Source organism: Streptomyces sp. NPDC002403, assembly GCF_053593015.1.
Genome location: NZ_JBSFBQ010000034.1, coordinates 26,384 through 38,895 on the forward strand (window position 1 = coordinate 26,384; position 12,512 = coordinate 38,895).

Consider the following 12,512-nt stretch of genomic DNA (forward strand, 5'->3'; position numbering starts at 1 on the left):
AGCAGGGGTGGGGTTACGCAAATCGGGCCGAACGGCCTCCTGGCCGACTTGCGCTCAGCAGGCGCCGACCCATTCCTCGGCGCCGTCCGAGAAGCGCTGGTGCTTCCAGATCGGGACCTCGTGCTTGAGGTCGTCGATGAGCTTGCGGCAGGCCGCGAACGCCTCGGCGCGGTGCGGGCAGGAGACGGCGACGACCACGGCGATGTCGCCCACTCGGAGGTCACCCACCCGGTGGACCGCGGCCAGTGCCCGGACCGGGAAGTCGGCGACGACCTTCTCGGCCACCCGGCGCATCTCCTCCTGCGCCGAGGGGTGGCAGGAGTACCCGAGAGCGTCGACGTCCTGGCCGCCGTCGTGGTTGCGCACCGTGCCGACGAAGAGCGCCGTGCCGCCCGCGGCGTCGTCCCCGACGGCCCGGAAGATCTCGTCGACCGACAGCGGGGTGTCGCGGATCTCCAGCAGCCGGACGGGGTCGCCCGCCGCCTGCTCGCCGGGGTGGTCGTTGATGGGTGCCATGGGGCCCATGGTGCCGTACGGCACCGACGACGCGGAATAGCTCTTTCCACCGGCGGGCCGCCCCTGACCTTGGAGCCTTCTACAGAAGTCCGTGGGAGGAGGTCCGGGGCGGCTCTCAGATACGGCGGCGGGCCTTGCGGGCGCGGCGGACCAGGGCGGCGGTGCCGAGCAGTGCCACGGTCGCACCGGCGGCACCCGCCGCGGTGGCGTCCTTGCGGCCGAGGCGGCGTCCCGCGACGGTGTGCCGGCCCTCGACCTCTTCGAGGAGGGCGGCGAGCACTTCCTCGTTGGTCCACCCCGGGCGCCACCCCACGTCGTGCAGCCGGCTCACGCTGACCACCCAGGGGTGCATCGTGTACGCCAGATCGCCCGCCGGGGACGGGGTGAGGCCGATCCGGTGCAGCCGGGCGGCGGCGCCCAGGGCCACGGCGGAGGGCAGCTCCATCCGGCGGACGCCGCTGAGCTCCTCGACCTCCTCCTGCTCCAGCCAGCCGTCGCAGCCGACCGCGAACTCACCGTCGATCTTTTCGAGCGCGGCGTACTCCAGGGCCGTGACCAGGTCGTCGACGTGGCAGAACTGCCAGGTCGGACGCGATCCGGCGACGACCAGGAGGCGCGGCGACTCGAAGTAGCGGGTCAGCGCGGTGTCCGTACCACCGACCAGGACGGTGGGCCGGACCACGGTCACATTGAGTCCGGGGTGGGCACGGGGCGCCCGGCGGCCCAGCCGTTCGATCTCCAGGAGGTCACCGACGCCGGTGGCCTCGGCCGTGGCGCGCAGTTCGGCGTCCTCGGCGAGCGGGATGTCGTTGTCCGGCAGCGCCCCGTAGACCATCGCCGAAGTGCACAGCACGACCCGGTGGACGCCGACGGCCGCGGCGGCCGTCAGCACGGTCTGGGTGCCGCGCACGTTGTACGCGGTGCGGGCGGCGGGGTCGGTCTCCAGGTCGAGATCGAGGGCGAGATGCACCACGACATCTGCGCCGCGCAGCTTCTCCGCGATGGCGGGATCGCGGACGTCGAGGATGTGCCAGGTCGCCTCGGAGACCTCTCCGCGGCGTTCGTCGATGGCGATGACCTGCTTGATCTCCTCGGATGCCGCGAGGCGGGCGGTGAGCAGCTCGCCCACGCCGCCGGCGGCTCCGGTGACCGCTACGACGGGGCCACGGCTCCGGGAGCGTTTCTTTTCTGGTTTGTTCTCGGTCGAGGGGTCGGACAGGTTTCGCGCTGCGCGAACCTGAGGATCTGGGGAACTCACCGGGCGTCTCCAGCGGTTGTCTTCAGTACGTACCCGAATGACGCGTGCGTACCAGGTGGCGTCCATCCTGCCGCAGGCCGGGAGCCGGCGGAGCACTGAGGCCCTGCGCGGGCTTTTGGTGTCTACGCTGGATGGTGATGTCGGGCAGTCGCCGTCGGTTCGAGCCGGCGGCCCTACGAGCCGAGGAAACCCCGTGAGTGACACCCCATTCGGATTCGGCCTTCCGCCGGAGGAGCCGGACAACGGCGACGAGGGCAAGAAGAAGGACCCCACCGGAGGTGGGCAGGGCTCGGGCGGGCCGGCGAACCCGTTCGGCTTCGGGCCCGGCGCGGGCGGGGACAACCCGTTCGCGGCGATGTTCGGCTCGATGAACCCCAATGACCTGGGCGCCGCCTTCCAGCAGCTCGGCCAGATGCTGAGCTACGAGGGCGGTCCCGTGAACTGGGACATGGCCAAGCAGATCGCCCGCCAGACGGTCTCGCAGGGCACGCCGGACGGCACGAAGGACGCCAGCGTGGGCCCGACCGAGCGTTCCGCGGTCGACGAGGCGCTGCGTCTCGCCGACCTCTGGCTGGACGGCGTGACGTCGCTGCCCTCCGGTTCGGTCTCCACCGTGGCGTGGAGCCGTGCGGAGTGGGTCGAGGCCTCCCTGCCGGCGTGGCAGAAGCTGGTCGACCCGGTGGCGGAGCGCGTCGGTCTCGCCATGGGCGACGTGCTGCCCGAGGAGATGCAGGCGATGGCCGGCCCGCTGATCGGCATGATGCGGTCCATGGGCGGCGCGATGTTCGGCCAGCAGATCGGGCAGGCCGTCGGCGTGCTGGCGGGCGAGGTGGTCGGTTCGACCGACATCGGCCTGCCGCTGGGCCCCGCGGGCAAGGCCGCGCTGCTGCCGCTGAACGTGGAGCGGTTCGGCAAGGACCTCAGCGTGCCGCAGGACGAGGTGCGGCTGTATCTCGCGCTGCGCGAGGCCGCGCACCAGCGTCTCTTCGCCCATGTCCCGTGGCTGCGCTCACACCTGTTCGGCGCCGTCGAGGGGTATGCGCGCGGCATCAAGGTCGACACCAGCAAGCTGGAGGACGTGGTCGGTCAGTTCGACCCGTCCCAGCCCGAGCAGCTCCAGGACGCCCTTCAGCAGGGCATGTTCCAGCCGGAGGACACGCCCGAGCAGAAGGCCGCCCTGGCCCGGCTGGAGACCGCGCTCGCGCTGGTCGAGGGCTGGGTGGACGCCGTGGTCCACGAGGCCGCGAAGTCCCGTCTGACCTCGGCGGACGCGCTGCGCGAGACGATGCGCAGGCGCCGCGCCTCCGGCGGTCCGGCCGAGCAGACCTTCGCCACGCTCATCGGCCTCCAGCTGCGCCCCCGGCGGCTGCGCGACGCCTCGCGCCTGTGGGCGTCCCTCACCGACGCGCGCGGTCTCGACGGGCGCGACGCCCTGTGGGAGCACCCCGACATGCTGCCGACGGCCCACGACCTGGACGATCCGGACGGCTTCGTGCACCACGAGCAGCTGGACTTCTCCGAGCTGGACAAGATGCTCGGCGAGGCGGCCAAGGGCCCGCAGAAGCCCGCCGCGGAGGCGGACGGCAAGGACTCGCCCGGCACCGGGGAGGCCGGGGGCCGCGAGGACGACGGCAAGGGCGACACCGACCGGTGAGCCTTCACGACGAAGCCGTTCTCGTACTGAAGGGGTACGAGAACCCGGCGGACCCGGGCCAGGACGAGCTGCGGCAGGTCTATCTCGACCATCTGGCCCGGCATCCCGACGGCATGTGGAAGGCCTGCGAAGCGGGCCACCTGACGGCCAGCGCGCTGGTCGTCGACCCCGAGCGCGGCCGGGTCCTGCTCACCCTCCACCGCAAGCTGCGGATGTGGCTGCAGATGGGCGGGCACTGCGAGCCGCAGGATGCCTCGCTCGCCGCCGCGGCGCTGCGGGAAGCGACCGAGGAGTCCGGCGTCACCGGCCTGACCCTGCTCGCGGGCGGCCCGGTGACGCTGGACCGCCACACGATCCCCGCGCCCTGCCACTGGCATCTGGATGTGCAGTACGTGGCACTGGCGCCCTCGGGTGCGACGGAGCAGATCAGCGACGAGTCGCTGGACCTGCGCTGGTTCGCGTACGACGAGGTCGCCTCGGTGGCCGATACATCGGTCGTACGGCTCACGGAGCGCGCCCGCGCCGCGCTGGAGGAGCTCCGGTAGAGGAGCGCCATGGGTGAGGGGCGGTCTCCGCGGAGACCGCCCCTCACCCATGTTCTGCGTACTGGTGCGCCGTGGCTCAGTTCCAGGAGTTGTTCTGGTTCTGGCCGTGGGCGCCGTGCTGGCCCATGCCGTACTGGGCCCGGACGCCCTGGCCGATGTCGTGGTTCTGCGGGGGCAGTACCTCGCTCGGCTGGACCAGGGCGAAGCCCTGGCCCAGGAAGCTGAGCTCCCAGCCCTCGCCGGTGTTCCCGCGCCGCCGCCAGACGCCCGAGGAGTGCGTCTGGGCCTGCATCTGCACCCGCAGCGAGCTGGACCAGGCGACGATCGCGTCGGCGTCGGCGTTGACGTACTTGTCCGGTGTCACCTGCATCATCAGCGGCTGGCCCGAGGTCATCAGGGCGACCTTGCCGGTGCCGGAGATGTTGAGCTGGTACTTCCCGGTGCCCGAGATGCCGTACTGGCTGTCCACCGCGATGACCTCGGTGTGCAGCGAGGAGTCCAGCGCCAGGACGTAGGCGCTGTCCACGGTGATGCCGTCGTGGTCGACGTCCACGACATGGATGTACTGCGCCAGATTGGCGAAGAAGACGGTGCCCTGCCCGGAGCAGCGCATCAGTTCGAGGCCCTCGCCGGTGTGCGCGCGGGCGCTGCGCTGCCCGTGCGACTGGTACTCGCCGTCGAACTCCATCAGGCCCTGGTACGCGACCATGGCGCCCTTGCGGGCGAGGACGTCGTCGTGGCCGGTCAGCGAGACCCGCAGGAGCTGCGGGTTCTGAACGGTGTACCGGTCCTGGGACTGCTGTTCCGTGTAGCTGAAAAGCTGACTCTGCATGGTGTGTCTCTCCTCCCCGTCAGTTCCGGACCCGCAGGCGGTCCGTACTGTCCTCGCTCGGCTGCACGACGACGATGCCCTGGCCGGAGAAAGCCATCTGGTAGGCCTCGCCGCTGCCCCGCCCGATGAGCGAGGACGCCTTGAAGCTGCGCTTGCCCTTCACCTTGAGGTTCGGGGACCAGGCCACGAGCGCGTCCGGGTCGACGTACGTCTCGTCCTCGCCGCGTCCGCAGTCGACGACGATCGGTGTGCCGCGCGAGGTGATGGCGACCCAGCCGGTGCCCGAGATGCAGACGTTCCACAGGCCCTGGCCCGCGAACTTGGCGAGGCCCTTGACCCGCTCCACGCCCCAGGTGAGATGACCGTCGAAGGCGAGGACGTTGGTGCCGTTGACCGAGAGGGAGTCGTTGTTGAGGTTGATGACGACCACATCGGCGCCGTAGTCGGCGAGGTAGAGCAGTCCGTCGCCGGAGCACTTCATGATCGGTGTGCCCTCGCCGGTGATCCACTGGGAGGCGATCTGCCGGACGGCGGGCGGGTTGGGTTCGTACTGGATGAAGCCCTCGTACGCGACCATCGAGCCGGTACGTGCGTAGAGGTCCTGGCCGGTGGCCATGGCGACCTTGAGCATCGTGCGGCCGTGGTTCTCCATACGGGCCGTGACGGGGGTCGGGGCGTAGCCCGCGAGCTGCTGGTTCATGACGGGCTCCCTCAGACCTCGTAGGGCTGGACGACGATGAAGTTGCCGGGGGCTCCCCGGAACTGGAGGTTCACGGTCTCCCCGCTGTGTCCCGGGTAAGCGTTGCGGCGCAGCCGGACCTGGCTGGAGATGATCACCTGGGACGCGGCCGACCAGGCGACGACGGCGTTGCAGTCGGCGAAGGTGGTCGGCGTGACGGGCAGGACGACGGGGACGCCGTGGGTCTTGACTACGACCGTGCCGGTGCCCTGGAACTGCATGGTGAACAGGGCGCCGCCGGGGATGCCGTGGCCCTCGATCCTGCGGACCTCGTACTGCAACGACTCGTCGAAGGCGAGGACGTTCTCCGCGGAGACGCAGATGCCGTCGCCCTGCAACTCGATGGCGTGCAGATGTGAGCCGTCCTCGGCGAGGAAGACCTGTCCGCGGCCGCTGCAGCGCATCAGCTGCATCTCCTGGCCGGTGGCGTTGCCGACGATGCGGCCGGCGAAACCGGCGCCCTTGTAGCCGAAGTCGACCTTGCCCTGGTACATCACCATGCTGCCCTGGCGGGCGAGCACGGACGTGCCGCCCATGGTGAGGTCGACCCGCATGAGCTGCTGGTTCTGCGGGGTCCAGCGCTGACCGGTGGCCGTCTCCTTGTACGGCTGGAGCGCCGCCTGGAGACCGGCACCGGCCTGCGGCACACTCTGCGGTACGCCCTGGGGCACACCGGGCGGCTGCATGCCGGGAGGCTGCTGACCGTAGGGGGCCGGGGTCTGCTGACCGTACGGGCCGGGCGGCTGCTGGCCGTACGGGGCGGGCGGGGGCGCCTGGCCGGGGACCTGGCCGAACTGCGGCTGAGGCGGCTGGCCCGGCTGTCCGTACGGGGCCGGGGCGGGGGCGGGCGGCGGCACCATGCCGCCGTGGGGCGCCAGCGGCGCGGCCATCGTCGGCGCGGCGTGCAGCTGCTGCTGCGGCGTGGGGGCCGGGGCGGGGGCGGGGGCGGCCGGAGCGCCGAAGGACGGGGCGGGCTGCGGGGCCTGAGGCGCCTGCGGTGCGGCCGGGGCCCCGAAGGACGGGGCGGGCGCGGGCGCGCCGGCGGGAGGGGCGAACGACGGGGCCGCGGCCTGCGGCTGGGGTGCGGCGGGCTCCTCCTCGGCGACCTCGCCGCCGAAGTTCTTCAGCAGCGCTTCGAGGCCGCCGTCGAAGCCCTGGCCGACCGCGGCGAACCGCCAGACGTCCTTCAGATAGAAGTCGCCCAGCATCACCGCACGTTCGGTGGTGAACTCCGAACCGTTGAAGGCGTACCTGACGACTTCCTCGCCGCCTGCGACGATCCTGATGTATCCGGGACCGATCTGGGACATCTGCCCGACGCCGTCGACCGTCGCGGTGAAGGACAGCTTGTGGATGTTCGCCGGAATGCGGTCCAGGGTGACGCGGAACGACTCGGTGTCGCCGGCCTGGGCGCCGAGAAGCTGAATGGACTCCTCGGGCGATTTAGGCTGATTGAAGAAGATGAAATACCGGTCGTCGGAGAGCTGCTCATTGGCGTCGAGGCCGAAGCAGCTGATGTCGAAGGTCAGTCCCGGACCGGCGATCTGCACGCCTACGTACAGATCCGTCCCCGCCGTGAGATCACTGATCTTGGCCTTGTGGCCGCGTTGGAATTCCCTGGCCATGCGTAACGACCGTCCCCCATCCCGAATGTGAATGCGTCGCGTCAGGCTAACCGCAAACGCCGACATCGAGCTAAGTCGGTACACACCCGGTACAGAATCTGCGGACGTCACTCACCGCGGGCGGCGGGCAGCTGGGGCAGCCGGTCGGCCGCCACCACGCCCTCCAGGTATCCGCGGGCCCGCTCGGTACGGGGATACGCCTCCAGCAGCCGCCAGAAGCGAGGACCGTGACCGGGCACGAGCAGGTGCGCCAGCTCATGGACCAGTACGTAGTCGACGACGTACTCGGGCATGCCCTGCAGCCTGTGCGACAGACGGATGCTGCCCTCCGCCGGGGTGCAGGATCCCCATCGGGTGTTCTGGTTGGTCACCCATCGCACCGACGCCGGCCGGGCCCGGCCCCCGAAGTACTGGGCGGACAACCGTTCGGCCCGCGCGGCGAGTTCGCTGTCGCCCAGGACGCGTTTGCTCTCCTGTGCCGCGAGCTTGTCGAGCATCACGCCGACCCAGCGCCGCTCCTCGGCCTCCGACATCCGGGCCGGGATGAGCACGATGGTGCGGTCGCCCTCCCGGTACGCGGAGACCGTTCTGCTGCGGCGGTTGCTCCGGCGGACCTCGACCGCGCTCGTCGCCGGGGCGCGGGGCGGACGGTCCACCGCGCCGCGCTGCTGGGTTCCGGCGCTGCGCACGGGGGTCTCCCCGGCGAATCCGGGTGACGGGTCGGCGGGCACGCCACGACGTTACCCGGTATCAGCGCGGGAAGTCCCGCCTCCGGGAGGGTTCACACCCGATCCACTCCACGGCATGCACCATTTGAACGACTAATACCCATGCCTGTGGATAACTTTCTGCACGCTTCGGCGCCCGGCTGCATTCTGACAACGGGTCGCGCGGAGATCAGGGCCGCGGCCCGCACGCAGTGATCAAGGAACACAGACCGGGGGTAGCCGTGCATCCGATGTTGAAGCCCGCACTGCGCCGCGCGTGGCGCAGCGGAGGCACCGTGCAATTCGGGGCGACTCACGCCCATGCGGTGAAGTTCGGCCCGCTGGATATCGCCACGGGCAGTTTTCTGGAACTGCTCGACGGAACACGCGGCCTGCCACTGCTGCGCGAGGAGGCCCGCACGCTGGACCTGTCGGATCATCAAGTGAACACCCTGGTGAGCCGATTGGCGGACGCGGGACTGATCGACGACATCAGGGCCGGCGGACCGGAAACCGATGCGTTGCGGAACCGGCCCGGTGCCCTGGACCGGCACCGCCCCGACCTGGCGTCGCTCTCCGTCGTCCATCCCGAACCGGGCGGGGGGATGCGGCGGCTGGCGGCGCGTCGGGCGATGCGGGTCCAGGTGCGGGGCGCCGGCCGGGTCGGCGCGGCTGTCGCGGCGGTGCTGTCCGGGTCCGGGGTGGGCCGGGTGGAAGTTCTGGACGGTGGGCACACCGAGCCGTGGGACGTCTCGCCCGGCGGCCTTCCGCCGACGGCCGTCGGCGAGCGCAGGGACACCGCCGCCCGGCAGTTGGTGCGCAGATCGGCCGCGGGCGCGGCTCCCCGGGCGGCGGAGACGGCGGGCTCTCCGGGCGCCGGCGAGCCGGGACTGTCGCTGATCGTGGTGGCCCCTCGCGACGGCTTGTCGGTGTACGCCCCCGACCCGCGGTCGGCCGAACCGTGGGTCGCCTCGGGGACCCCCCACCTCTACGCCGGAGTGATGGAGGCGACGGGAATCGTCGGGCCGCTGGTCCTGCCCGGGGGTACGGCCTGCGCCGGGTGCCTGGCCCTGGAGCGTGCCGACCGGGACGAGGACTGGACGAGGATGCTGTCCCAGTGGCGGTCCGGGCGGCGGACTGCCGTGCAGGCCTGTGACCTGGGGCTGGCGACGGCGGTGGCAGGGCTGGCGGCCGCCCACGCCCTGTCCTTCCTGGACGGGGAACTGCCCGCGAGCACCGGGACCCGTTGGGAGGCCGCACTGCCGCTGTTGGACTGGCGGTCCGAGCCAATGGGACCGCACCTCGAATGTTCTTGCGGAGCGGCTGGGCAGACTGGGAGGGAGCGCTCCTCCGGGGCCGGCACGAGGCAGGACACAATGGCCGGGTAACCGCCGCACGCGGTACGGCAGTCTGGGATTTGGAGGGGCTCATGTCTGATCTACCCCGGAAAGCGGTCACCCGTACCGCCAAGCTGGCCGCCCTGCCTCTGGGCTTCGCAGGCCGGGCGACGTGGGGTCTGGGCAAGCGGATCGGCGGGAGATCGGCGGAGTTGGTCGCCCGGGAGGTGCAGCAGCGCACCGCGGACCAGCTGTTCAAGGTCCTGGGCGAGTTGAAGGGCGGGGCGATGAAGCTCGGTCAGGCTCTGTCCGTCTTCGAGTCCGCGCTGCCCGAGGAGGTCGCCGGACCGTACCGGGCGGCGCTCACCAAACTTCAGGAAGCCGCGCCCCCCATGCCCAGCGACACCGTTCACGCGGTGCTGGAGGAGCGGCTCGGCGAGGACTGGCGGGAGTTGTTCCTCGAATTCGAGGACAGGCCGTCGGCCGCAGCCTCCATCGGTCAGGTGCACCGGGCGGTGTGGCACGACGGGCGGATCGTCGCGGTGAAGGTGCAGTATCCGGGTGCCGGTCAGGCGCTGCTCTCCGATCTGACCCAGCTCAGCAGATTCGCCCGCCTGCTCGGCCCGTTGGTTCCCGGAATGGACATCAAACCGCTCATCACGGAACTGCGCGACCGGGTCTCGGAGGAGCTGGACTACGAGCAGGAGGCCCGGTCGCAGCGGGATCACGCCGAGGAGTTCGCGGACGACCCGGATGTGGTGATCCCCGGTGTGGTGCACCAGTCCGACCAGGTGCTGGTGACGGAGTGGATGGACGGTGTTCCGCTGGCCGAGGTGATCGCGGAGGGCACGCCGGAGCAGCGGGACCGGGCCGGCCAGTTGCTGGCGCGGTTCCTCTTCTCGGGGCCCGCGCGCACCGGTCTGCTGCACGCGGACCCGCATCCGGGCAACTTCCGGCTGCTGCCGCCCGTCGAGGAGGCCGGCGACGCCGGGCGGTGGCGGCTCGGAGTGCTGGACTTCGGGACGGTGGACCGGCTGCCGGGCGGTCTGCCGCAGACCATCGGGGACTCCCTGCGGCTGACGCTGGCGGGCGAGGCGGATGCGGTGTACGAGCTGCTGCGCGAGGAGGGGTTCGTCAAGGACTCGATCGACCTCGACCCGGATGCGGTGCTCGACTACCTCCTGCCGATCATCGAACCGGCGCAGGTGGAGGAGTTCACCTTCACCCGGAGCTGGATGCGCAATCAGGCGGCACGGATCGCGGATCCCCGCTCCCCCGCCCACCAGCTCGGCAAGCAGCTGAATCTGCCGCCCGCGTATCTGCTGATACACCGGGTGACGCTGAGCACGATCGGGGTGCTGTGCCAGCTGGGTGCGACGGTGCGGCTGCGCGACGAGCTCGAATCCTGGCTGCCGGGATTTCTGCCGGAGGACGAGCAGGGCGCGGTGGTGAAGGAGTTGGCGGGCGACGCGCCCGCCGGGGCATAGGCCGGGGCGTCACGGCCGACGGCGTTCCCGCCCTGCCCGGCGGTGCACCGCCGCGGTCACCACCAGGCGGAGTCGAGGCGGCTCTCGATCGCCCTGATGTGGGTGCGGGCGCACTCCTCGCAGAAGTACTGGTGTCTGCCGTTCTCCACGGAGCAGATCCAGGTCGGCGGTGCGGCCTCACCGTCGGCGGAGGTACCGCACAGGGCGCAGGTGACGACCGCGGCGTCGCTCTGCGCGGGTTGCTGAATCCGGCGCTGTGTCTCCTCGTCCACCTCGTGACGATAACTCCGTCTCCGCCGGGCCGCGCGGCACCACACAATGCCGCCACGAAGCATCACCGCACAGCACGACCGCGGGGCCGGCCCGTTCGGGCCGGCCCCGCGGAAGGGGTACTGACTATGGGTACTGATCGCTGCCGGGCAGAGCGGCTGCCCGGCAGCGGGTGCTGCTGGTGTTCGGCCTGACTAGTGCATGACCGCCATGGCCAGCGCTCGGCGGGCGCGCATCGAGGCGCGCTCGGCCCGGCGCTGCATCCGGCGCGCGTTGGCCAGGCGTACGGCCTGCCGTTGCGTGTCGGCCTCCCTCATGCGGTCGTGCATATGAGCACGAGCCAAGGCTTCTGGGATGAGTTGCATCTCGCGGGTCCTGTTCTGACGCGAGTCGTTCGCGCCGATGATCGTGACGTTCGGTGTTGCGGAGCCGACGGGCTCGTTGGTGGGGACGGACATTTCTGCCTGATTTCGGGGATCGTGGGTGTGGGGACGGTCGATGGTGCCGATGCGCTTCATGGGTTTGGGGGCCGCGACCCCCAGTCCGGCGATCACGCCGCGACCGGGTTCTTGCGCGGACGGCCACGCGGCCGCTTGCGAGCGACGACGACGCCCTGGATGAAGAGCTCACCGCCCCAGACGCCCCACGGCTCGCGACGCTCCTTGGCGCCGGCGAGGCAGGCCTCGACGAGCGGGCAGGTGCGGCAGAGGGACTTGGCGTACTCGACGTCTGCGGGCGACTCCGCGAAGAAGACCTCCGGGTCGTAGGAGCGGCACGGGACGGGCACGCCGAGGTTCTCGATGGCGTCGTCGAGCGCGGTGAGCGCGGTGAGGGGGATCAAGGTGGAGTCCTCCGTGAGGCCGGGCGGCGGGATCGTGTCGGAAGGCGGTACGGACGGGGCGTGCGCTTCGAGTTGCACGGTGGGTGGTGTCCTCGTCTGGTCGTTCCGGCCTGTTGGCCGGGTGGCGGCTGGTACCGGGTGTTGCTTGTCCCGAGGCTCCTTCGTGCTGTCTCGTCCGTTGGGACAAAACAAAAGGGCCGCGGATCCCGAGTGGGGTTCCGCGGCCCTGAAGGCGCCGGCCTGATGGTGGATCAGGCTGGATCACTCCAGGGTTCAGGCCCACGGAAGGCCCACATCGTGTGGTGCTGCATCGTCTGCTTCTTGGCGCCGGATTCCGCTCCCGCACCGACGGCCGCAAAGGCATAGGCCTGGGCCTGTCCCTTCGCTACTGCTGCTGCCGGTGCCTGAGCCGGTCGCTCATTGCGCTCCCGCACGGGGAGGCTCGCCGAAGACAGCGGGCCGGCGACGGAGATGCCGGACAGACCGGTGCCACGGAGCGAGGACTCGGAAGAGCAGGAGAGGCCGAGCGAGCAGGCGGAGACGACCGAAAGATCGGTCATTTTGTTGGTCTCGATGATGCTGATCACTTCAATCGCCTCCTCTCGGCGTCTCGGGCGGACCGGCGGGCCGGTCCTACGTATTCGGATAAGTACAGCACAGGGCCAGGGCTTCAGAGAAGTCGCTGTTCCCGTGGTTAAGAA

The 12,512-nt window shown here is 70.7% G+C and carries 14 protein-coding genes; 4 read left to right on the forward strand and 10 right to left on the reverse strand.

The window, feature by feature from the left end:
* Positions 1–54: 54 nt before the first annotated feature.
* Together ACWCPY_RS29590 and ACWCPY_RS29595 are read right to left on the reverse strand one after the other, a co-directional pair.
* Complete coding sequence (locus tag ACWCPY_RS29590) at positions 55–516, reverse strand: molybdenum cofactor biosynthesis protein MoaE (RefSeq protein ID WP_451270023.1); 462 nt, start codon at positions 514–516, stop codon at positions 55–57.
* 115 nt (positions 517–631) lie between these two features.
* Positions 632–1,774 (reverse strand): SDR family oxidoreductase, encoded by a 1,143-nt coding sequence (locus ACWCPY_RS29595; RefSeq protein ID WP_451270025.1) that lies wholly within the window; start codon positions 1,772–1,774, stop codon positions 632–634.
* Positions 1,775–1,967: 193 nt separating this feature from the next.
* On the opposite strand from ACWCPY_RS29595, the gene ACWCPY_RS29600 reads away from it, so the two are divergent.
* Together ACWCPY_RS29600 and ACWCPY_RS29605 are read left to right on the forward strand one after the other, a co-directional pair.
* Positions 1,968–3,428: a zinc-dependent metalloprotease gene (locus tag ACWCPY_RS29600; protein WP_451270027.1), complete on the forward strand. Its 1,461-nt coding sequence runs from the start codon at positions 1,968–1,970 to the stop codon at positions 3,426–3,428.
* Positions 3,425–3,973 (forward strand): NUDIX hydrolase, encoded by a 549-nt coding sequence (locus tag ACWCPY_RS29605; RefSeq protein ID WP_451270029.1) that lies wholly within the window; start codon positions 3,425–3,427, stop codon positions 3,971–3,973. Before ACWCPY_RS29600 ends, ACWCPY_RS29605 begins: the two co-directional genes overlap by 4 nt.
* 76 nt (positions 3,974–4,049) lie before the next feature.
* Here the strand turns inward: ACWCPY_RS29605 and ACWCPY_RS29610 are convergent, their stop codons facing one another.
* From ACWCPY_RS29610 to ACWCPY_RS29625, 4 genes are all read right to left on the reverse strand, one after another.
* On the reverse strand, positions 4,050–4,805 hold the full coding sequence (locus ACWCPY_RS29610) for an AIM24 family protein (protein WP_451270031.1): 756 nt from the start codon (positions 4,803–4,805) through the stop codon (positions 4,050–4,052).
* 19 nt (positions 4,806–4,824) lie between these two features.
* Positions 4,825–5,505 (reverse strand): AIM24 family protein, encoded by a 681-nt coding sequence (locus ACWCPY_RS29615; RefSeq protein ID WP_329815906.1) that lies wholly within the window; start codon positions 5,503–5,505, stop codon positions 4,825–4,827.
* 11 nt (positions 5,506–5,516) lie between these two features.
* Positions 5,517–7,169, reverse strand: coding sequence for a TerD family protein (locus ACWCPY_RS29620; RefSeq protein WP_451270033.1), 1,653 nt, complete (start codon positions 7,167–7,169; stop codon positions 5,517–5,519).
* Positions 7,170–7,276: 107 nt separating this feature from the next.
* Entirely contained in the window at positions 7,277–7,900 is a 624-nt protein-coding gene (locus ACWCPY_RS29625; RefSeq protein WP_451270035.1) for a M48 metallopeptidase family protein, read from the reverse strand.
* Positions 7,901–8,118: 218 nt separating this feature from the next.
* Here ACWCPY_RS29625 and ACWCPY_RS29630 point away from each other — a divergent pair, with 218 nt between their 5' ends.
* Both ACWCPY_RS29630 and ACWCPY_RS29635 read left to right on the forward strand, forming a co-directional pair.
* Positions 8,119–9,264 carry a ThiF family adenylyltransferase gene (locus ACWCPY_RS29630; RefSeq protein WP_451270037.1) on the forward strand — a complete coding sequence of 382 codons (1,146 nt, stop codon included), beginning with the start codon at positions 8,119–8,121 and terminating at the stop codon, positions 9,262–9,264.
* Between the two features lie 41 nt (positions 9,265–9,305).
* On the forward strand, positions 9,306–10,700 hold the full coding sequence (locus tag ACWCPY_RS29635) for an ABC1 kinase family protein (RefSeq protein ID WP_451270039.1): 1,395 nt from the start codon (positions 9,306–9,308) through the stop codon (positions 10,698–10,700).
* Positions 10,701–10,756: 56 nt separating this feature from the next.
* On the opposite strand, the gene ACWCPY_RS29640 is transcribed toward ACWCPY_RS29635, so the two are convergent.
* The 4 genes from ACWCPY_RS29640 to ACWCPY_RS29655 all read right to left on the reverse strand — a co-directional run bounded on the left by ACWCPY_RS29640 (position 10,757) and on the right by ACWCPY_RS29655 (position 12,398).
* Complete coding sequence (locus ACWCPY_RS29640) at positions 10,757–10,972, reverse strand: hypothetical protein (protein WP_451270041.1); 216 nt, start codon at positions 10,970–10,972, stop codon at positions 10,757–10,759.
* Positions 10,973–11,164: 192 nt separating this feature from the next.
* Positions 11,165–11,488, reverse strand: coding sequence for a hypothetical protein (locus tag ACWCPY_RS29645; RefSeq protein WP_451270112.1), 324 nt, complete (start codon positions 11,486–11,488; stop codon positions 11,165–11,167).
* Positions 11,489–11,520: 32 nt separating this feature from the next.
* Positions 11,521–11,889, reverse strand: a complete 369-nt coding sequence (locus tag ACWCPY_RS29650; protein ID WP_093549938.1) for a WhiB family transcriptional regulator — start codon at positions 11,887–11,889, stop codon at positions 11,521–11,523.
* A gap of 173 nt (positions 11,890–12,062) precedes the next feature.
* Positions 12,063–12,398 carry a hypothetical protein gene (locus ACWCPY_RS29655; RefSeq protein WP_451270043.1) on the reverse strand — a complete coding sequence of 112 codons (336 nt, stop codon included), beginning with the start codon at positions 12,396–12,398 and terminating at the stop codon, positions 12,063–12,065.
* Positions 12,399–12,512: the final 114 nt, after the last annotated feature.

Bases quoted from the DNA above. Each gene is read 5' to 3' on its own strand.
- ACWCPY_RS29590 (WP_451270023.1), bottom strand. From the start codon at position 516: ATGGCACCCATCAACGACCACCCCGGCGAGCAGGCGGCGGGCGACCCC.
- ACWCPY_RS29610 (WP_451270031.1), bottom strand. From the start codon at position 4,805: ATGCAGAGTCAGCTTTTCAGCTACACGGAACAGCAGTCCCAGGACCGG.
- ACWCPY_RS29615 (WP_329815906.1), bottom strand. From the start codon at position 5,505: ATGAACCAGCAGCTCGCGGGCTACGCCCCGACCCCCGTCACGGCCCGT.
- ACWCPY_RS29620 (WP_451270033.1), bottom strand. From the start codon at position 7,169: ATGGCCAGGGAATTCCAACGCGGCCACAAGGCCAAGATCAGTGATCTC.
- ACWCPY_RS29635 (WP_451270039.1), top strand. From the start codon at position 9,306: ATGTCTGATCTACCCCGGAAAGCGGTCACCCGTACCGCCAAGCTGGCC.
- ACWCPY_RS29645 (WP_451270112.1), bottom strand. From the start codon at position 11,488: ATGAAGCGCATCGGCACCATCGACCGTCCCCACACCCACGATCCCCGA.